20 protein-coding genes and 1 riboswitch are annotated in these 17,641 nt (G+C 63.8%); of the genes, 5 read left to right on the forward strand and 15 right to left on the reverse strand.

Annotated elements, in window-relative coordinates:
* Window positions 1-47 precede the first annotated feature (47 nt).
* From KFK14_RS08310 to KFK14_RS08350, 9 genes are all read right to left on the reverse strand, one after another.
* Window positions 48-764, reverse strand: coding sequence for an adenosylcobinamide-GDP ribazoletransferase (locus tag KFK14_RS08310; RefSeq protein ID WP_212610543.1), 717 nt, complete (start codon window positions 762-764; stop codon window positions 48-50).
* Window positions 761-1,330, reverse strand: a complete 570-nt coding sequence (locus KFK14_RS08315; protein ID WP_212610544.1) for a histidine phosphatase family protein — start codon at window positions 1,328-1,330, stop codon at window positions 761-763. The genes KFK14_RS08310 and KFK14_RS08315 overlap by 4 nt, the downstream gene beginning before the upstream one ends.
* Window positions 1,330-2,343 (reverse strand): nicotinate-nucleotide--dimethylbenzimidazole phosphoribosyltransferase, encoded by a 1,014-nt coding sequence (gene cobT / locus KFK14_RS08320; protein WP_212610545.1) that lies wholly within the window; start codon window positions 2,341-2,343, stop codon window positions 1,330-1,332. Before cobT ends, KFK14_RS08315 begins: the two co-directional genes overlap by 1 nt.
* Window positions 2,340-2,750, reverse strand: coding sequence for a DUF1636 domain-containing protein (locus KFK14_RS08325; RefSeq protein ID WP_212610546.1), 411 nt, complete (start codon window positions 2,748-2,750; stop codon window positions 2,340-2,342). Before KFK14_RS08325 ends, cobT begins: the two co-directional genes overlap by 4 nt.
* 57 nt (window positions 2,751-2,807) lie before the next feature.
* Window positions 2,808-3,374 carry a hypothetical protein gene (locus tag KFK14_RS08330; protein WP_212610547.1) on the reverse strand — a complete coding sequence of 189 codons (567 nt, stop codon included), beginning with the start codon at window positions 3,372-3,374 and terminating at the stop codon, window positions 2,808-2,810.
* Window positions 3,374-5,320 carry a TonB-dependent receptor plug domain-containing protein gene (locus KFK14_RS08335; protein ID WP_212610548.1) on the reverse strand — a complete coding sequence of 649 codons (1,947 nt, stop codon included), beginning with the start codon at window positions 5,318-5,320 and terminating at the stop codon, window positions 3,374-3,376. The genes KFK14_RS08330 and KFK14_RS08335 overlap by 1 nt, the downstream gene beginning before the upstream one ends.
* A gap of 144 nt (window positions 5,321-5,464) precedes the next feature.
* A riboswitch (cobalamin riboswitch) is annotated at window positions 5,465-5,656 on the reverse strand.
* A 62-nt stretch (window positions 5,657-5,718) separates the two neighbouring features.
* Window positions 5,719-6,351, reverse strand: a complete 633-nt coding sequence (locus KFK14_RS08340; RefSeq protein WP_425516663.1) for a peptidylprolyl isomerase — start codon at window positions 6,349-6,351, stop codon at window positions 5,719-5,721.
* Window positions 6,352-6,388: 37 nt separating this feature from the next.
* Window positions 6,389-6,670, reverse strand: a complete 282-nt coding sequence (locus tag KFK14_RS08345) for a PepSY domain-containing protein (protein ID WP_083276671.1) — start codon at window positions 6,668-6,670, stop codon at window positions 6,389-6,391.
* 70 nt (window positions 6,671-6,740) lie between these two features.
* The gene (locus KFK14_RS08350) at window positions 6,741-7,475 is read right to left on the reverse strand and encodes an enoyl-CoA hydratase (protein WP_212610549.1); all 735 of its coding nucleotides are present in this window, start codon (window positions 7,473-7,475) and stop codon (window positions 6,741-6,743) included.
* 220 nt (window positions 7,476-7,695) lie between these two features.
* On the opposite strand from KFK14_RS08350, the gene KFK14_RS08355 reads away from it, so the two are divergent.
* The 3 genes from KFK14_RS08355 to KFK14_RS08365 all read left to right on the forward strand — a co-directional run bounded on the left by KFK14_RS08355 (window position 7,696) and on the right by KFK14_RS08365 (window position 9,313).
* Window positions 7,696-8,160 carry a hypothetical protein gene (locus KFK14_RS08355; RefSeq protein ID WP_212610550.1) on the forward strand — a complete coding sequence of 155 codons (465 nt, stop codon included), beginning with the start codon at window positions 7,696-7,698 and terminating at the stop codon, window positions 8,158-8,160.
* Between the two features lie 121 nt (window positions 8,161-8,281).
* On the forward strand, window positions 8,282-8,998 hold the full coding sequence (locus tag KFK14_RS08360; protein WP_212610551.1) for a glutathione binding-like protein: 717 nt from the start codon (window positions 8,282-8,284) through the stop codon (window positions 8,996-8,998).
* A gap of 69 nt (window positions 8,999-9,067) precedes the next feature.
* Window positions 9,068-9,313, forward strand: coding sequence for a hypothetical protein (locus tag KFK14_RS08365; RefSeq protein WP_212610552.1), 246 nt, complete (start codon window positions 9,068-9,070; stop codon window positions 9,311-9,313).
* 4 nt (window positions 9,314-9,317) lie between these two features.
* Here the strand turns inward: KFK14_RS08365 and KFK14_RS08370 are convergent, their stop codons facing one another.
* From KFK14_RS08370 to KFK14_RS08395, 6 genes are all read right to left on the reverse strand, one after another.
* Entirely contained in the window at window positions 9,318-9,539 is a 222-nt protein-coding gene (locus KFK14_RS08370) for a hypothetical protein (protein WP_070152682.1), read from the reverse strand.
* Between the two features lie 81 nt (window positions 9,540-9,620).
* Window positions 9,621-10,877: an N-succinylarginine dihydrolase gene (locus KFK14_RS08375; protein WP_212610553.1), complete on the reverse strand. Its 1,257-nt coding sequence runs from the start codon at window positions 10,875-10,877 to the stop codon at window positions 9,621-9,623.
* Window positions 10,877-11,893, reverse strand: a complete 1,017-nt coding sequence (locus KFK14_RS08380) for an arginine N-succinyltransferase (RefSeq protein ID WP_212610554.1) — start codon at window positions 11,891-11,893, stop codon at window positions 10,877-10,879. The genes KFK14_RS08375 and KFK14_RS08380 overlap by 1 nt, the downstream gene beginning before the upstream one ends.
* The gene (locus KFK14_RS08385; protein ID WP_212610555.1) at window positions 11,890-13,098 is read right to left on the reverse strand and encodes a hydrolase; all 1,209 of its coding nucleotides are present in this window, start codon (window positions 13,096-13,098) and stop codon (window positions 11,890-11,892) included. Before KFK14_RS08385 ends, KFK14_RS08380 begins: the two co-directional genes overlap by 4 nt.
* A gap of 51 nt (window positions 13,099-13,149) precedes the next feature.
* Window positions 13,150-14,055 (reverse strand): DUF481 domain-containing protein, encoded by a 906-nt coding sequence (locus KFK14_RS08390; RefSeq protein WP_212610556.1) that lies wholly within the window; start codon window positions 14,053-14,055, stop codon window positions 13,150-13,152.
* 65 nt (window positions 14,056-14,120) lie between these two features.
* A complete protein-coding gene (locus KFK14_RS08395) occupies window positions 14,121-14,600 on the reverse strand; it encodes an RNA pyrophosphohydrolase (RefSeq protein ID WP_212610557.1) in 480 nt (159 codons plus the stop codon).
* Window positions 14,601-14,679: 79 nt separating this feature from the next.
* Between KFK14_RS08395 and KFK14_RS08400 the strand changes: the two genes are divergently transcribed.
* Both KFK14_RS08400 and KFK14_RS08405 read left to right on the forward strand, forming a co-directional pair.
* Window positions 14,680-15,579, forward strand: a complete 900-nt coding sequence (locus KFK14_RS08400) for a histone deacetylase family protein (RefSeq protein ID WP_212610558.1) — start codon at window positions 14,680-14,682, stop codon at window positions 15,577-15,579.
* 179 nt (window positions 15,580-15,758) lie between these two features.
* On the forward strand, window positions 15,759-17,639 hold the full coding sequence (locus tag KFK14_RS08405) for a 2-oxoacid:acceptor oxidoreductase subunit alpha (protein WP_212610559.1): 1,881 nt from the start codon (window positions 15,759-15,761) through the stop codon (window positions 17,637-17,639).
* The last annotated feature ends 2 nt before the right edge of the window (window positions 17,640-17,641 follow it).

The raw sequence follows: 17,641 nt of genomic DNA on the forward strand, positions 1-17,641 counted from the left end.
AGTGAGTCGGCACGGGAACGACAACCCGTCCTGTAGAGCGCATTTGATCAGTAAGCATTGGCTGCAAGGATCGCGGCGAGAAGGCCGGTTTCCATCAGTTCGATGCCCGCGCCATGCCCATCGCCGGATATGCCGCCAAGCCTGCGCCGGACATGCCAGGCCCATATAGGGATCATCAGAAAGGCCAGCAGAAGCGCCGGAGACACCCAGGCGCCGGCGATCAGGATGGCGCCCCACAGGGCAATATGCACGGGGCGGATTGCATCCCTGAAGCGGGCGGCAAGCCCGGCATGCAGCGGCGGCAGCCATAGCGTCCACACCAACGGCCCGATCCGGGCGGCGAAGGGGATAAGGATGAGGGCGGGGAACAGGCCAGCCATAACCATGCCGTGAAGCAGGATCAGTTTCGCCACAATTTGCAACGCGATCGCCACGACGCCAAAGCTGCCGACATGCGGGTCGGCAAGCACGGCGAGAAGTCTTTCCCTGTCCTTATGCGCTGCGCCGCCCGCATCGGCGAGATCGGCAAGGCCGTCGAGATGAAGTCCCCCCGTGATGAGCGTCCACATCGCCAGGCCCGCCAAGGCTCCGGTCCAGGGATCGATATGCGCGCCCAACCACGCCGCGCCGGAAACGAACAGGCCGACGGCCAGCCCCGCCGCCGGAAACCAGCGCATCGATGCGGCAAAATCGGTGTCGTTCGCCGTCACCCGCGGCATGGGCAGGCGCGTCAGAAACTGGATGGCGAGGATCAATCCCTTCATTGATACAGTCCGATGATCTGGGCGGAGGGCTTTTCGCCCGGCCAGATATGCAGGGACAGCATGCTCGCATAGGGGAGGTCGAACATCCACACCTGACGATGATCAAGGCCGCACAGCAGGGCCAGCGCCGCGCGCATTGCGCCGGCGTGGGTCACGACCAGCGTGTCGGCCGCGCGCATGTCGCCAATCGCTTTGCCCACGCGCGCGACGATGCTGGACCAGCGTTCGCCGCCCAGTGGCGGATTGGCTTCCGGGTCGCTCCAGAACGGGGCGAGGGCGTCCGTCCCGATATCCGTCGCAGCGCGCCCATCCCATGCCCCGAAATCCAGTTCCCGCCAGCGCGGATCAGTGGTCAGAGGCATGGCGGCGCGGAGGGCGATAACCTCTGCCGCGGCCCTGGCCCGCAGCAGATCGGACGAAATGATCGCGGCGACATCCAGCCGCGCGGCGCGCTCCACGCATGCGGCTATTCCCTCCTGCGTAGAGGCGCAGTCTGTCCAGCCTGTCATCTTTCCTGCATCGATGGGCGTTCCGTGACGCAGAAGATGCAGGCGGAAACCCGTCATCAGGCGCCCGAAACGCCTGCTTCCGCGAAGGTCGCCATCCCGTTATGGGCGGCAAGAGCGCTGCGGATCACCGTAACGGCGACGGCCGCTCCGCTGCCTTCGCCAAGGCGCATGTCGAGGTCGAGCAATGGCCTGAGGCACAGACGGTCAAGCAGGCGGATATGCCCCGGTTCGGCGGAGCGGTGCCCTGCGATGCAATGTTCGGTGATGGCGGGGAAGGCGGCGGCGACCGGTGCGATGGCGGAGCAACTGATGAAACCGTCCAGCACCACGGGAATGCCCGCGTGGCGCGCGGCGATGATCGCGCCCGCAATCGCCACGATTTCGCGCCCGCCGACCCGGCGCAGGGTTTCAAAAGGCGTCATCGGCGCGTTGGCGTGGAAAGCCAGCGCCTTTTCGATCACCGCAATCTTTCGCGCGATCCCCGCATCGTCGACGCCGGTGCCGGGACCCGTCCAGTGCGCTGCCGACCCGCCAAGGCTTCGCGCGCAGAGGGCGGCCGCCACGGTGGAATTGCCGATCCCCATCTCGCCCACGGCCAGCAGGTCAAGGCCGGGATCGACGGCGGCGGCTCCCCGAGACAGGGCGGACAGGCATTCCGCTTCGCTCATCGCGGGCGCAGCAGTGAAGTCGCTTGTCGGCTGATCGAGATCGAGCGCCTCGACATGCAATTCCAGACCGGCTGCGGTCGCCAGAGCATTGATCGCTGCGCCCCCAGCCTGGAAATTGCGGACCATCTGAACAGTCACTTCGGATGGGAAGGCGCTGATGCCGTGAACGGTGACGCCGTGATTGCCTGCGAATATCGCAGCACGCGCCCTGGCGATTTCCGGGCGTTCGCGCCCCTGCCAGCCCGCCAGGAAAATGGCGATCTCCTCCAACCGGCCAAGCGACCCGGCCGGCTTGGTCAGTTGCGCCTGCCGCGCGCGCGCCGAGGCAATGGCGTGCCTGTCCGGACCGGGAAGATCGCGGAGGGCGGCGTTAAATTCGGCAATGGATCGAAACTGTTTCATTCTGTCGCCACAAACGCTTCGGGTGGAGTGCGGACGATGAAATGTCCCTTCACGCCTTCGGGCCATTTGGCGAAGGGGACGCGGCCGTGCGGGCTTTCCGCATAATGCGCCGCATAGTCGAGAATGGCCCGCGCCGAGTCCGCGTCCGGCGTGAAGCGCCCAAGCACATAGCCCAGCTTTCCAGGCGCGCGCAGATGGACGGCGCAAAATTCCGAGCAGGCGAAAAGACAGGGCATTTCCTGCACGGCGACCGCGGCATAGGCGGGGTCGGAAGCCTGCGCCGAACGCAACGCCTCCGCCAGCCTGGCTCCGCCGCGAATCCCTTCGGAATCCTCGCGGGCTTCCCGGCTATGGCGGCAGGTGTTGCACACGACCACCGCCGGGACATTATCCACTTGCGTCAGCATCGCTTCGCCTCCTGCCGGATAATGTCCCCCCGCGCCAGCGCGCGGGGGGATTATTGTTCAGGCTGCCCGCGTCCGCGTCCTCGACGTCACGGCGGGCACGCCTATCGCCGTCATCGCGCGATAGAGCATCATCAGGCCCGCCAGTATCGCGGCATCCCGCACAAACTGGCGCATGACGACACCCGGCGCGAACGCCATCTCCACGCCGCCGAGCCATATCGCCCAGACCAGCACAGCCAGTTTGAACGCGATGAATGCGCTGACATAGGCGGCAGCCAGCTTCAGCCACGCCGGAAGCCGTGCCGTGCGCGCTATGGCGCCATAGGCCCCAAGCACTGAAGCGACAGCGGCGGTGGCCAGGCCCACGGCCCAGCCCGCCGTCTCCAGATCGCGCGGATAGTCATGGATGCAGAAGCCGACCACCTGACTGGCCAGCCAGGCGGCGAGGACCAGCGCCACGCCGTCACGCCTGCGCATGTGGACCGCCGCCAGCGCCGCGAGAGCCGGGAACGGCGTTGCGCAGGCGAGCGCCAGCGTCGTCACCGCGCTCGCCGCCGTCAGCAGCATGATCCAGAGCGTGGAAGCCCCGCGCTGCGGGACTCCCGTCATCTCCTTCGCGGACATCAGAAGCGGCCCCTGATGCCGGCATAGATGCTGCGGCCCAGCGTGCCATAGCGATTGGCGGTCATATATTTCTCGTCGAACAGGTTTTCGGCCCGCGCAAACAGCGAGAAAGTGGATGACACGGCAAATTCAGCCCGCAGATCGACCAGCGTGTAGTCGTCCAGACGGGTGGTGTTCGACGCATTGTCATAGCTCTTGCCCGACCAGCGGATCGCCGCACCCGTGGTGAGGCCGAACGGCCAGGCGTAGCTGATCGAGCCGTTCGCCGTGTCGCGCGGACGGCGCGGCAGCCAGTTGCCGAACGTGCTTGCTCCGGTGGAGCGATCCTCCGCCACGGTCCAGCTATAATTGGCGTCGATCGTCAGTCCCTCGACCGGGCGCAGCGCCGCGTGCGCCTCTATGCCGTGCGCCTTTGCCCGGGCGACATTGTCATAATAGCCAAAGCGGCTGATCGTCGTGCCGGGAATGAAGCAGATCGGCAGGGTGGACGGGAAGTCGCAACTGGCGAAGATGATCTGGTCAGTCGAGGTCCGCTCGAAATAGGCCGCGCCGAAGCTCAGGGCGCCATCCATCAAACGCTGCTCGACGCCAGCTTCCCAGCCACGCGCCTTTTCCGGGTTGAGAGCTGTGTTTCCATATTCCGAGAACAGTTGGTAGAGCGAAGGCGCCTTGAAGCCCTCGCCATAGCTGGCGCGCAGCACCGTGCCGGTCGGCAGAACCCAGATGCCGCCGCCGGAGAACAGCGTCCGGCCGCCGTAACGGCTGTGATCGTCATGCCGCACGCCGCCGGTCAGCGTCAGGCCGGTAATGGGCTGAGCCTTCACCTCTCCGTAGAAGCTGGTGATCTCCGCCTTGCCGCGGCCGGGTTCGGGGATCGGCGCCGACAGGGATGCGGGAGGCGAAACGCTGCGGAAGCGCGAACGCTCATTTTCCGCGCCGAACAGGATGGTCCAGCCCTCGTTGATCGCGAAACTGCCCTGATATTCCAGCCGCTGGTTCCGGCCCGCCGCGTCGAACGTCTTGGCGCGTGCGCGGGTGGGGTCATAATTATCGCGGTTGGTGTCGGTATAGCCGAAGCCGAAACGGTTGTTGAACCGTCCGTCGAACAGCGCCACGTTCAGCCCCGCATATCCGACGAAATCGCGGCTGAGGCTATATTCCTGCGTGTCGCCGGCAAAGCCGTCAATGTTGACGCGACCGCGCGAATAATAGGAGCGCAGGTCAACCGACACGCCCTCGGCAAGCGCGATTTCCGCGCGGCCGGTCAGGCTGCGGTTGGTGTAGCCGTCCTTTTCCTGTCCGCCGGCCGCCGGCGCAATGGCGGATATGCCATCGGTCGTGAAGGTCTGACCGCCGATCCGCCATGTCACAGGACCGGTCTTGCCGCCGAGCGCCGCGCGGCCGCTGACCGTCTGACGCGAACCGGCCTCGACGTCAAAGCTGCCTTCGAGATCCTTTTCGGGAAGCGGCGTCACGATGTTGACCACGCCGCCGATCGCCTGGCTGCCCCACAGGGTCGACTGGGGGCCGCGCAGCACCTCTATGCGCGAAATATCGCCGGTCAGAAGATTGGCGAAGTTATAGCCGCCGCCAGTGGAGGAGGGATCGTTGAGCTTCACGCCGTCGATCACCACCACCGTCTGGTCAGTTTCCGCGCCGCGGATGCGCAGCGATGTCGCCGTGCCATATCCGCCGTTGCGGGAGATGCTGATGCCTGGCGTCCGCAGCAGGATTTCCGTCACGCCCATGTCCTGGGCGCGGTCGATATCCGCCTTGTCGAGCACAGTGATCGACGCGGGAACCTGATCCAGCGGCGTCGCAAGCCGCGTTGCGGTAACGACGATCGAGCCTGCGTCTGCATCCGACGCGGCATCCGGCAATGGCGCATCCTGCGCGAAGGCGGTGGTCGAAAGAAGAACGGAGAAAAGAGAAAGAGTTTTCAACATGATAGTGCCCCGACTATGGTCCGCGCGCCAAAGCAGGGCGATGCAGGAACCATAAGGGCGCACGGCATCATCCCCGCGAAAGCGCGGTCCGATCATGTCGTTACGCGGGTTGACCCCCGTCCGCCCGGCACACCCTGTCCGCACGAAGAACGACCGCGACGGGCAGGTCTCCTGGCTCACGGGTCAGCGCCGTTCCGGTTCGCCTTCTCGGAACGAATGTTCCAATGGCATGTGAACCGGTGGCTCGCCGCTTACAGTTGCAGGGGCAGCCGGGGCCTTCAACCCCGTTCCCATTTTCATCCCCGTCTCCGGGGAACCTGTCGCAGCGGGGCCATTAGGCGATAGGCGCAGACCCGTCAATCATTTCGGTTGCGCCGCACAAATGCTGGTTGGAGGCGTCAATTCGCCCGCCGCGCCGCCACTATGGCGATCTTGGGTTCCAGCATTTGGCCCTTCATGACGCCTTCGCCTTCGGTTGGAGAGGTCGGCGCGTCCAATATCCGCTGCACGACGTCCATGCCTTCAACGACATGGCCGAAGGCGGCGAAACCGGCATTATCCCCTTCGCCGGACGGGTTGGCGTCGAGCGAGGGCATGGGACTGGCGGTGATGAAGAAATCCGATGTCGCCGACCCAGGCGCATAGCGCGCCATCGATATCACGCCGGCGGTATGACTGATGCCCGTTTGGCTGGTCGGCTCATGCGCGATGGGAGGGAACAGCCGGGCGGGGTCTCCCCGCGCGCCGCCCTGTATGAGACCTTCTCCGGCACTGAATTTCATCGCGCGGTAGAAAGTGATCCCGTCCAGCTTCTTGCTGTCCACATATTTCAGGAAATTGGCGGTGGTGATTGGCGCCCGAACGGGATCGAGCGCAAGCGTAATCGCGCCTTCGCTTGTCTGGAGGACGACCCGAATGAGGGCCGCTTCGGGACGTGCCGCATCAGGCTGCGCGTTTTGCGCCAAGACGGGCAGGGGGCTGGCAAGCAGAAGGGCGAGGAAGGCGGCGGCAAGGAGTCTCTGCATCATCATGCCGCTTCTTAACGCCGAACATCCCCGCTTGCAGCGGTCAATCGCCGTCCTTCTTCACAATGCCATAGCCATTGGGGCTGAGTTGCAGATCATATGTCTTGCCATTGAGGGCGCGAGCGTCATCGACTTTCCAGATCGGGCCATCCTCATCAAATTCGACCCGGTTCCAGCTTTTGAAGCCTTCGGCCGTGAGTTTCGCGGCGATCGCCTGCATTTCCTCCTTGCTGGGTCCCCGGTCGGCCAGGGCCGGGCTGGTGGTGCACAGGCCGATGACGACCAGGGTCAGTCCGGCGGCTGTGGTGATATTCGGGCGGATCATTGTCCTTCTCCATGGTTGAACAGCCTCTCAACCGATGGAGCCGGTCCTGCGTTCCGCCGGAGGTGACGCGTTACCGTTTCAGCAATGACCGGAATGCAGGTTGCGATAGCGACCACGCCTGCTCGGCAGTTTCATGCGCGAACGTCTCGTCATGCGTGCTCCTGCCGGCCAGCCGCAGGCTCGCCTTGGTGCGAAGCAGCAGTTCGCGCGGTGTTTTCGCCATCGGCGCGGCAAGGGTTTTGGCCGTCTCCAGCAGGCCGGACGCTTCGCTCAGTACGTCCGCCAGACCGATGGACAGCGCGGTTTCGCCGTCCACAGCTTTTCCCGCCAGAAGCAGTCGCGATGCCTGCGACCATCCTACGGCGCGCAACAGCAGCCAGCTATGGCCGCCGCCCGGATGCAGTCCGATTTTCAGGAAGCGTGTGTCGAACCGCGCCTCCGGGCAGGCCACCCGCATGTCGCAGGCAAGGGCGAGGTTGAAGCCCGCGCCGACGGCTGGCCCGTTCACGGCCGCTATGGTCGGCAACATGCTGTTGGCGACTGCCATGAAGGACCGGTAGACCATCGTCACCGCCGCATCGTCGCCTTCCGATGCGGCCTGGAGGTCGCCGAAATCCGCGCCCGCGCAAAAGGCGGACCCTTCCCCGGTGACGATCAGGGCATGGATGCCCTCATCGGCCTCGGCTTCTGCGAGCTTTTCCAGAATGGCTTCGCAAAGAGGGACGGTCAGGATGTTCCGCCGCTCAGGATCATTCAGCGTCATGATGGCTATGCCATCCTGCTTCTCCAGTTTGATCAAACTCATGACCACGCCCCCTTTCCGGTATTGTTCAAGCAGTTAGACGCATGCGCAACGGACCGCCACATCCGCGTCGCGGACTGCCGCCGCCCGTGTTTTTAAGGTTAATGAAATATGCTATCATCCGAGTCGCTGGGGCGGCCTTTTTCATAATGTTGCCGCGGGATTTTGCGACATCACATGACACCGGCCGACCGGCTGGGACAGGCATTCTCTGGGGGACGTTATGGTGGGTTCGTCCGCATTGTTGCTCCTTGCCGCTGCCGCCCCGTCCGCGCAGGCAGCACCGCCAGCGCCCTCCGTTCAGCCCCATGCCGATGCCGAATGGGAAAAGGCCCTGATCCTGGTGGGCAAGGACGCCAACGGCGTTGTGTGGTTCGTGCGCGCCGGAGACATGGCGAACAAGGATAATTTCCGGCCGGTGGTCTGGGTGACGAAAGACCATAGTTCAGACAAATCCACCAAAGCCCGCATCACGCGCAGCCTGCAGCAGTTTGATTGCATGGCGGGCACAACGGATGTGCGGGCGACCGTGGGCTTTTCGCCCAAGGGCGCGATATTGTGGGATGCGGAATCCGCGCACCCGGACCCGCAGCCGATCGCGGCCGCATCGATGGCCGATGCTGTCCGCAAGAGCGTCTGCCCGAAAATGGCGCCCGCCATGACCAGCGCGGTGCAGGGCAGCCGCTGACGGATGGCCTCGCGCAAAACAAAATAGGCCGCCGGTCGATTTTATTTGGTTGAACATCCTGCGCCTTGCTCCCAATTCCCGTTCTCAATCGCAACGGGAATATCGGCAAAGGAGGCATGACGTGATCGATCTCTACTACTGGACCACGCCGAACGGGCATAAGGTTACGCTCTTTCTGGAAGAAACCGGCCTTCCTTACCGGGTGCATGGCGTCAATATCGGGAAGGGTGAGCAGTTCACCCCGGAATTTCTGAGTATCGCGCCCAATAACCGCATTCCCGCCATCGTCGACAATGATCCTGCGGGCGGCGGTGCGCCGGTTTCCCTCTTTGAGTCCGGCGCAATCCTCCTTTATCTCGCAGAGAAAACAGGGAAATTCATTCCTGCTGACGTGCAGGGCCGGGCGGAAGTGCTGCAATGGCTGTTCTGGCAGATGGGCGGCCTTGGCCCGATGGCGGGGCAGAATCATCACTTCAGCCAATATGCGCCAGAGAAAATTCCCTACGCCATTGAGCGCTATGTGAAGGAGACGAACCGGCTGTACGGCGTTCTCAACAAGCGGCTCGCCGATCGCGCTTTCGTTGCCGGGGATGAATATAGCATTGCCGACATGGCAAGCTATCCCTGGATCGTGCCCTACGCCAATCAGGGTCAGGACCTGAACGACTTCCCGCATCTGAAACGCTGGTTCGAGGCCATTGCCGCCCGTCCGGCAACGGTGCGCGCCTATGGCCTGGTGGAAAGCATCAACCCCAACCAGAGCACGATCCGCAGCGAGGAGGAGCGCAAAATCCTGTTCGGGCAGACCGCATCGGTCGTTACCGCCAAGGCCGAGTGACGAATTTCCGGGAGCGAAACGCGCGGGCGCCGGTTTAGACGGGGCCTGCGCATCCTCCCGGAGACACCCATGCTGGAAATCCTCAAATGGTCCGCGTCCCTTAGTGGCATGGTCGCGGCCTTCATGGTGTCGCTCGACAGCGGCAGGAAGATAACGGGCGGGGGCTTCGTGCTGTTCGTTTTCTCCAGCATTGCGTGGATCATATCCGGCATGCTGGATAGCGAAGGCGCGCTGACGGCCCAGAATTTCGTGTTGTTCGCGATCAACCTGTTCGGCGTATACCGCTATCTGATCCGCAAACGCGCGACGGGCTGACGCCTCAATATTCAGCGTCGCGTTGCAACGTCACGGCGTCCAGCACCTTGCCGCCGGCCATGAATACGGCGCCGGTGCAGGCCAATGCGAGGAGCTGCCCGCCAAAGCCGGGATATTGCTGCATATAGACGATGCCGCGCTCGACCGCGCCGAGACCGAGGGCGTAAATAATCAGAAACGCCTCGAACTTGGTCTTGATCGTGAAAAGGCGCTTGATCCGTTGCATCGTCATCCTGAAGGACATCCGTGCCGGCGGCGGACCCAGAGGGGTATCGCATCCAGCGCGGGGAACGGCATTCGCGCCGCGTCACGACAGGTCGCGCGAAAGCCCCAAATGGTCAACAAGGCTTAACCATGATTGTTGAATCTGCCGTATCAAAGCGGGGCTTTGCAGGTCCTTCGCCGCGATTTCTTCCGGCCAGTGCGCCTCTATCACCGCAGCGATTGCATCGAGTTTTCCGTCATTTACGAGGAATCTTGGATCGATTGTCGCAGGATCGGCCACGACTCGCAGGCGCAGGCAGGCGGGACCGCCGCCATTGGCCATCGACTGCCGCACATCGACCGGGATCAGCCTGCGGATCGGCCCGTTGCCCGCGACATGCGCCTCTAGCCAGTTCCAGACGGAGGGGATGGCCTGCGCTTCCGTAGGCAGGATCAGCGCGGTCCCGCCCTCCGGCAAAGTGACGAGCTGCGCATTGAACAGATAGCTGGCTATGGCGTCGCCCAGGCTGACCGCGCTCGCCGGAACCTCGACGATCTCGACCGAGGGCAGCTTTGCCCGCAGCGCATCGAAGAAAGCCGCCTTGTCCGCGAAAGCCTGCTCATGGGCGAACAATATGCGTTCGTTGGCGACCGCCACGACATCATTGTGGAATGCGCCCGCCGCGATCGCTTCCTCCGATTGCTGGACGAAAAGCGTGCGTTCCGGGTTGAGTCCGTGGATGCGGGCGATGGCCTTGCTTGCCTCGATATGCTGACGGGCTGGGAAGGGGCCGCCCGACTTACCATAGACGAACACCTCGATCCCCGACGCGCCATGATGATCGCACAGCCGCATATGATTGGCCGCGCCCTCGTCGCCAAAGGGGGCTGGCACGGCGTCGTGAACGGCAAAATGACCGGCATCGGCAAAGGCGATGCGCAACTGGCGGATGGTGTGCGGCCATTCATGGCTGCGGTGGGGCATGGTCACCAGATTGGCGGCGGTCAGGTGGCATCGGCTATCGGCCGTGTCCGCGGCGGGCGACACTGTCGCTGCATTCGCCGCCCACATGGAGGAAGCGGACATCGCCGCCGCCCGCATATGCGGTTCGGCATGCTCTATGTCCGTGCCCAGCTTTTCCAGCCATGCAATATCGGGACGCGGCTGGGGCAGGAAGATGCCCTGGGTCAGACCGAGCGCGATGTTCGCCCGCATCTTGCCAATGCCCTGCAGCGCTGCGGCGCGGGGATAGGCGATAGCGCCAGCATTATGGGAGGACGCCAGATTGCCGGGACTGAGGCCCGCATAATTATGGCTTGGCCCGATGATACCGTCGAAATTGATTTCGCGGACGCTCATCACCGGTCCGCCAGGGTCAGCGTGTCGCCTTCGGCAAGGCCAAGCAGTTTCGCGCCGGAAGCATCCAGCTTCACCGTTCCGTCCGGCTGCTCTGCGACGAAGGCATAGGCGCAGCGATAATTGGCCAGCCGTCCGCGCGCGGCCAGCATCTTCTTGCCGCTGCTGTCATGCGTGCCGGAGAAGGTCACGTCCCGGGCTTCCGACACGGTGCGCAGCCCATCGACCTGACCCACCATCGTCGGTCCGCCATCGAATATGTCGATATAGCCTGCATTGGCGAAACCCTCCGCCTCCAGCATCCGCATGGCGGCGCGGCCATTGGGATGGGGGAGGCCGATCACCGACCGGGCGTGATCGGTCAGCATCGCCGTGTAGATCGGCGTCTTGGGCATCAGGTCGGCGATGAACTGATTGCCGTTGATGGCATTGAACTCGTCCGCCTCCTGGAAACTCATGCCGAAGAAGCGACCCGCAAGGCCATCCCAGAAAGGGGAGCCGCCCGCCTCGTCGATCACACCCCGCAACTCGGCGATCACCTTCTCGCCGAAACGGGCGCGATGCTGGCGGATATAGAGATAGCGACTACGGGCCAGCAGAAGCCCAAGCCCCTCGGCCCGTTCGCGCGGATGCAGGAACAGGCCGCCAACCTCCGTCGACCCTTCCAGATCGGTGGTCAGCGAGAGCATTTCCGCACGGAATGTCCGCGCCAGTTCGCGGCTATGCTGGGTCAGCACGCCCAGGCGATAGGAATAGAAGGGCCATTTCTGCCCCACCTTGCTGAATATCTGGCAGGTGCCGCGCACCTGGCCGGTTTCGCTATTTTCCAGCACCAGGACGATCAGTTCATCCTCCATGCTGTCGTCGGTACGGGACAACGCTTCGGCCGTCCGCTCCAGCTTGGCGGACAGCGACGTCCGGTCGGGCGGCAGGTTGGTGAACCCGCCGCCGGTCAGCTTCGCCATTTCGTACAGGGTCTGCAGGTCGTCCGGCCGGGCCGGGCGCATGAAGAAAGTCAAACCATTCCCCTTTCGGCAATCCGCATGATCGTCAATGCCGACAGTTGCGCCTTTTCGGGCAGGCTGTCAGCGATCAGAAATTCTTCGGCGCTGTGGATGCTGCCGCCCCGCGCGCCCATCGTGTCGACCACGGGGACGCCGCACGCCGCGATATTGTTCCCGTCGCACACGCCGCCGGTGTCGCGCCAGGAAATCGGCAGGCCGAGGTCAGCGCCGCACTGCTTGACCAGGCCGAACAGGCGGGCGGCGCCTGCGTCGATCGGCTTGGGCGGGCGGCCAAAGCCGCCATGCCGGTGGATATGCACATCATGCTCCCGCGCGACATCGGCGATCACCTTGTCCAGCAGCGCGCCGGCGGCGGTTTCATCTTCCGGCGTTCTAGGCCGGAAATTGACCCGCAATACGGCATGGGCGGGCACGACATTATTGGGGCCGCCGCCGTCGATCCGCGCCGGATTGCAGGAAAAGCCCGCGCCGCTAGCGTTTTTCAGGCGCAGGGCGATGTCGGCGGCGGCGACAAGCGCGTTGCGCCCTTCCTCCGGGTTTCGCCCGGCATGGGCGCTGCGCCCGGCGACGATGATCGAGAAATTGCCGCTCCCGGCGCGCGCGCCCGCCAGCGTGCCGTCGGGCAGGGCGGGTTCATAGGTCAGCGCAGCGATCTTCCCTTTCGCCGCCTGCCGGATCAGCGCGGCGGAGGAGGCGCTGCCGACTTCCTCATCGCTGTTGATCACGACTTCATAGCCGATCCGGCTAGCCACAGGGCTTGCCTCCACAGCCTTCAGCGCGGCGAGCATCAGGGCGACGCCGCCCTTCATGTCGGCGACGCCCGGCCCGTTCAGCACGCCATTCTCCAGCCAGCGCAGGTCCTGAAAAGGATCGCTGGCGGCGAATACGGTGTCCATGTGCCCGGTCAGCAAAATCCGGGTGGGCGCATCCGGCCGCACGGTTACATGCAGGTGGCGGCCATGATTGATGATGCGGATCGTGCCATCCGCGTCCACGGCATCGACTTCATCGGGACTGGACAGGGCGACGTCGCCGGGCAATGCAGCGAAGGCGTCGGCCAGCAACCCGGCCATGTCGGCGAGGCCCGGCAGGTTGCGGGAGCCGCTGTTGACCGCCGCCCATCGCTCGACCTGTCCCAGCATCGGCGCATCCGCCGCTGCCTCCAGCACTGCCCTCTCCGATAAGGATATTGCGCTCATCGGTAACACTATAACAGAGCGCCACCGCTTCCTCCACCCCCGGCGGTTGGCTCAGAAATCGTAGACCAGCGTCGCCTTGCTCAGCGTGTCCAGCCGCTCATCGGTCAGCCGGGTCTGCGTTTCATACTGGACGTTATAGGAAAAATTGGCCGAGAGCCGCGACACCAGCCGCGTGGTGAGCGACGTCTGGGCGATCAGGCTTCGCACGTCATTTTCGGCATAGCCCGAAGCCGTCTGCCGGAATGTCAGCGTGTCGGACAGCTTCCACCCGAAATCGAGTGACGAACGCGCGCCAAGCTTGGTCTCGCCGGTGCCGTCGATATATTCGACATGACGGACCGAAGGACCGGCATCGACCGACAAGTTCACCTTCTTCCCCTGGATCAGCTTGTAACCGATACCCGCCGATCCGGTGTAGCGGCTGTCGAAGCCGATGATCGGATCGCGTTCGAACTGGACGAGGCCGTAGGCGAAACCGCTGGGGTCGAACTGGTATCGCGGCTGGTAGGAGGCGACGAAGCGCTGGCGGGAGGTTTCTCCGTTCGCCCGGCGATAGTCAGCGCTGCCCGAAAGCGTGTGGCTCCAGTGCAGGCCAGTGCGCGAGATGTTGAGGCCGACGCTGATCCCGATTTCGCTGGTGGAGCCTGTGGAGCGGAAACCGCCGACTTCGCCGCGGCCTTCCCATAGCTGGAAAATGCCGGCTTGCTCGATCTTCTCTTTCTTCGCCTCCGCCTGCTGGGTGTCATAGGCGTTCACCATCGCGGCGATCTCGGCCTGCGCAGCGGGGTAGGTTTTCTGGGCGATGCGCGCCACAGTGTCGATGTCCCCCTGATTGCCGCCCGCAATCGCCTGCTCGATCATCGCGCGGACGGCGGGCGGCAGGGGCGCAGGTTCGGCCGCGAGGGCGTTGGCGGGCAGGAAAAGGAGAGGCGAAAGAAGCAGGAGGCGTTTGCGCATCTGCGCCACCCTACAGTCTTTACCATATTTTTGAAGGCAGTCCGGCGCATAAACGCGCCGGATTGTCAGATAAGATCGCGGAATTCCTTCAATATATCGCGATAAAGCTTCTTCTTGAACGGCACGATCAGGTTGGGGAGCGTCTTGGGCTCCGTCCATTTCCAGGCGCGAAATTCCGGTTCGGCGGTCTGGATATCGATATCGTCGTCAGTGCCCAGGAAGCGCGCCAGATACCAGATTTGCCGCTGGCCGCGATATTTTCCGCCCCAGATCTGTCCCATCAGTTCAGGGGGCAGGTCGTAATAATGTTCTTCCTTCGACTGGGCGATGATCTTCACCAGCCCCCTGTCGATGCCGGTTTCCTCGCCAAGTTCGCGAAAGGCGGCCTTTTTGGGGTCCTCGCCCACGTCAATTCCGCCCTGCGGCATTTGCCATGCCTCGACCTTGTTATCGATCCGCTGCCCAACGAATACCTTGCCGTCCATGTTGACCAGCATGATGCCGACACATGGGCGATAGGGCAGTTCGTCATCCAGCTTAGGCATTCGTCTCGTCCGGTTCGGATCATCATGCGAGAGGGAATCGGGTTTGCCGCGCCCCCCAACAAGGCTGTAGATAGGCCGCATGTTCCCCCTCGTCCATCATCTGGATTACACTCTGCGGCAGGATGGCGTCGCTGCCTTCCCGTGGGACAAATATGGTCTGGTGATGGACATGCTTCGCGGCGCGCTTCCTGCGCCCGACGAGCATGAGGCGCCGCTGATGCCGCGCAAGTGGCTGGAGGCGGTGCATGATCCCGCCTATGTCGCGCAGGTTCTGGCCGCCGATGTGCCGCAGGACAAGGCGCGGCGCATCGGCTTTCCGGTGACGGGCGCGCTCTGCCGCCGGGCGCAAAGGACGACCGGCGGCACATGGGAAGCGGCGCGGCTGGCGCTGCGCTATGGCTATGCCGCCAATACAGCCGGGGGCAGCCATCATGCGCTGTACGACACGGGTGCGGGCTATTGCATTTTCAACGATCTGGCGGTCGCGGCCAACCGGCTGATCGAGGAAGGCGATGTCCGGCGCATCCTGATCGTCGATCTGGACGTGCATCAGGGCGACGGCACGGCGGCGCTTCTGGCGGGACGGGAAAGCGTGCAGACCTTTTCCATGCATGCGGAGCGGAATTTCCCGGCGCGCAAGGCGGTGTCGACGCTGGATATCGCGCTCCCCGACGGGACGGAGGATGAGGAATATCTCGAAATTCTCGACCAGCATCTTCCGCGGATGATCGATGACGGCAATCCCGGCCTCATCCTTTACCAGGCCGGTGTGGACCCGCACCGGGACGACAAGCTTGGCCGCCTGTCGCTCAGCGACGAGGGGCTGCATATCCGCGACAGCCTGGTCGCCTCGGTCGCGCGGGCCAGGGGCATTCCGCTCGCCTCTGTGCTGGGCGGCGGCTATGGCGCGGATCAGGCGGCGGTGGCGCGGCGGCACGCCGACGCCATCCGCATCATGGCGATGAGCTATTATCGCTGACCGCAGCGTCTGACGAAGCGCCAGCGTCCTGAAATGACCCCATGGATTGGCGTGCATGCAAGACATGGCGGAAAAACTTCGCTATGCCCTTACTGCAACAAAACTACTTTGAAGCGATTGACCGCGAAGGGTAGTAGGCTGAAACCGGTTCACCGGAGAATATCAGAGGATTGCCCCCTATGGCGACTGCCGCCCTCGACCCCATAACATCAGCAACCACAGACGCATCGCCCGAAGCGGTTGTCGTCCGTTTCGCAGGCGATTCCGGCGATGGCATGCAGCTTACCGGCGGGCAGTTCACGCTTTCAACCGCGCTTGCGGGCAATGATCTGGCGACCTTCCCCGATTTTCCCGCCGAAATCCGCGCGCCGCAGGGCACGCTGTTCGGCGTGTCAGCGTTCCAGATCAATTTCGGTTCGACCGACATCACCACGGCGGGCGATGCGCCGGACGTGCTGGTGGCGATGAACCCGGCCGCGCTCAAGACCAACGTCAAGGACCTGAAGCCCGGCGGCCTGATCATCGCGGACAGCGGCGAGTTTAACGACCGCAATCTCGCCAAGGCGAAATATGACGCCAACCCGCTGGAGGATGACAGTCTGGCGAAGTGGCAGCTCCTGTCCTTCGACATTTCGAAGCTCACCATGGAAAGCGTCAAGGAGTTCGGCCTGGGCAACAAGGAGGCCCTGCGCTGCAAGAATATGTGGACGCTGGGTCTGGCGCTCTGGATGTTCGACCGTGACCGTCAGCCGATCGTCGACTGGCTGAAGGACAAGTTCGCGAAGGCTCCGGTGCTGGCCGACGCCAATATCGCCGCGCTGAACGCCGGGCACGCCTATGGCGAGACGGCGGAGATTGGCGGGGCTGGGCTGGGCCTCAAGCAGCTCAACATCGCCGCTGCGCCCGCGCCGGAGGGGCTGTACCGCACCGTCACCGGCGCTGAGTCCATCTCGCTCGGCCTTGTCGCGGGTGCGCAACTCGCCTCCCTGCCGATGTTCTTCGGCGGCTATCCGATCACGCCCGCCTCCGCGATCCTGCATCACCTCTCGCGCCTAAAGGAATATGGTGTCACCACATTCCAGGCGGAGGATGAGATCGCAGCGATCGCGTCGGCCATCGGCGCGAGCTATGCCGGGTCGCTTGGCATCACCTCCTCCTCCGGGCCGGGCATCGCGCTGAAGGGCGAGGCGATCGGCCTGGCCATCATGACCGAACTGCCGCTGGTCATCGTCAATTCCCAGCGTGGCGGGCCGTCAACCGGCCTTCCCACCAAGACCGAGCAGTCGGACCTCTATCAGGCGGTCTATGGCCGCAATGGCGACGCGCCGATGCCGGTGATCGCCGCCCGTTCGCCCGCCGACGCCTTCGATTGCGCGATAGAGGCGGTGCGGATCGCGGTCGAATATATGACGCCGGTCATGCTGCTGACGGACGGTTACATCGCCAATGCGGCCGAGCCGTGGAAGGTGCCGGACATGAGCGGCTATACGCCGTTCCCCGTGACGTTTCTCGACAAGGCGCAGGAGGGCGGCTTCCTGCCCTATGGCCGCGACGAGAAGCTGAAGCGCCCCTGGGTGAAGCCCGGCACGCCCGGCCTGATGCATCGCATCGGCGGCATTGAGAAGGCGCTGAACACCGGCCATATCGAATATTCGCCCGCCAACCACCAGGCGATGACGGAGCTGCGCCGCGATAAGGTGCTGGGCATCGCCAACGACATTCCTGACCAGGATGTCGAGCTGGGCCAGAAGGGCGGCAAGCTGGCGATTGTCGGCTGGGGATCGACCTTCGGACCCATATATCAGGCGGTGCGCCGCGCGCGGGCGAAGGGGCTGGACGTCAGCCATATCCACCTGCGCCACATCTGGCCGATGCCGAAGAATCTGGGCGATCTCCTGAAATCCTATGAGAAGGTTCTGGTGCCTGAGATGAACACCGGCCAGCTCAAGACGGTGCTGCGCGACCAATATCTTGTCGATGCAAAGCCGCTGAACAAGGTCTCCGGCCAGCCCTTCCGCATTGCGGAGATCGAGGCGGCGATCGAAGAACAGCTTACCTAATT

The sequence above is a fragment of the Sphingobium phenoxybenzoativorans genome (assembly GCF_018286635.1).
Taxonomy (GTDB): domain Bacteria; phylum Pseudomonadota; class Alphaproteobacteria; order Sphingomonadales; family Sphingomonadaceae; genus Sphingobium; species Sphingobium phenoxybenzoativorans.

Excerpts from the sequence above, each read along its gene's own strand:
- KFK14_RS08310 (WP_212610543.1), bottom strand. The coding sequence starts at position 764 with ATGAAGGGATTGATCCTCGCCATCCAGTTTCTGACGCGCCTGCCCATG.
- KFK14_RS08315 (WP_212610544.1), bottom strand. The coding sequence starts at position 1,330 with ATGACGGGTTTCCGCCTGCATCTTCTGCGTCACGGAACGCCCATCGAT.
- cobT (WP_212610545.1), bottom strand. The coding sequence starts at position 2,343 with ATGAAACAGTTTCGATCCATTGCCGAATTTAACGCCGCCCTCCGCGAT.
- KFK14_RS08325 (WP_212610546.1), bottom strand. The coding sequence starts at position 2,750 with ATGCTGACGCAAGTGGATAATGTCCCGGCGGTGGTCGTGTGCAACACC.
- KFK14_RS08330 (WP_212610547.1), bottom strand. The coding sequence starts at position 3,374 with ATGTCCGCGAAGGAGATGACGGGAGTCCCGCAGCGCGGGGCTTCCACG.
- KFK14_RS08335 (WP_212610548.1), bottom strand. The coding sequence starts at position 5,320 with ATGTTGAAAACTCTTTCTCTTTTCTCCGTTCTTCTTTCGACCACCGCC.
- KFK14_RS08340 (WP_425516663.1), bottom strand. The coding sequence starts at position 6,351 with ATGATGATGCAGAGACTCCTTGCCGCCGCCTTCCTCGCCCTTCTGCTT.
- KFK14_RS08345 (WP_083276671.1), bottom strand. The coding sequence starts at position 6,670 with ATGATCCGCCCGAATATCACCACAGCCGCCGGACTGACCCTGGTCGTC.
- KFK14_RS08350 (WP_212610549.1), bottom strand. The coding sequence starts at position 7,475 with ATGAGTTTGATCAAACTGGAGAAGCAGGATGGCATAGCCATCATGACG.
- KFK14_RS08355 (WP_212610550.1), top strand. The coding sequence starts at position 7,696 with ATGGTGGGTTCGTCCGCATTGTTGCTCCTTGCCGCTGCCGCCCCGTCC.
- KFK14_RS08365 (WP_212610552.1), top strand. The coding sequence starts at position 9,068 with ATGCTGGAAATCCTCAAATGGTCCGCGTCCCTTAGTGGCATGGTCGCG.
- KFK14_RS08370 (WP_070152682.1), bottom strand. The coding sequence starts at position 9,539 with ATGCAACGGATCAAGCGCCTTTTCACGATCAAGACCAAGTTCGAGGCG.
- KFK14_RS08375 (WP_212610553.1), bottom strand. The coding sequence starts at position 10,877 with ATGAGCGTCCGCGAAATCAATTTCGACGGTATCATCGGGCCAAGCCAT.
- KFK14_RS08385 (WP_212610555.1), bottom strand. The coding sequence starts at position 13,098 with ATGAGCGCAATATCCTTATCGGAGAGGGCAGTGCTGGAGGCAGCGGCG.
- KFK14_RS08390 (WP_212610556.1), bottom strand. The coding sequence starts at position 14,055 with ATGCGCAAACGCCTCCTGCTTCTTTCGCCTCTCCTTTTCCTGCCCGCC.
- KFK14_RS08395 (WP_212610557.1), bottom strand. The coding sequence starts at position 14,600 with ATGCCTAAGCTGGATGACGAACTGCCCTATCGCCCATGTGTCGGCATC.
- KFK14_RS08400 (WP_212610558.1), top strand. The coding sequence starts at position 14,680 with ATGTTCCCCCTCGTCCATCATCTGGATTACACTCTGCGGCAGGATGGC.
- KFK14_RS08405 (WP_212610559.1), top strand. The coding sequence starts at position 15,759 with ATGGCGACTGCCGCCCTCGACCCCATAACATCAGCAACCACAGACGCA.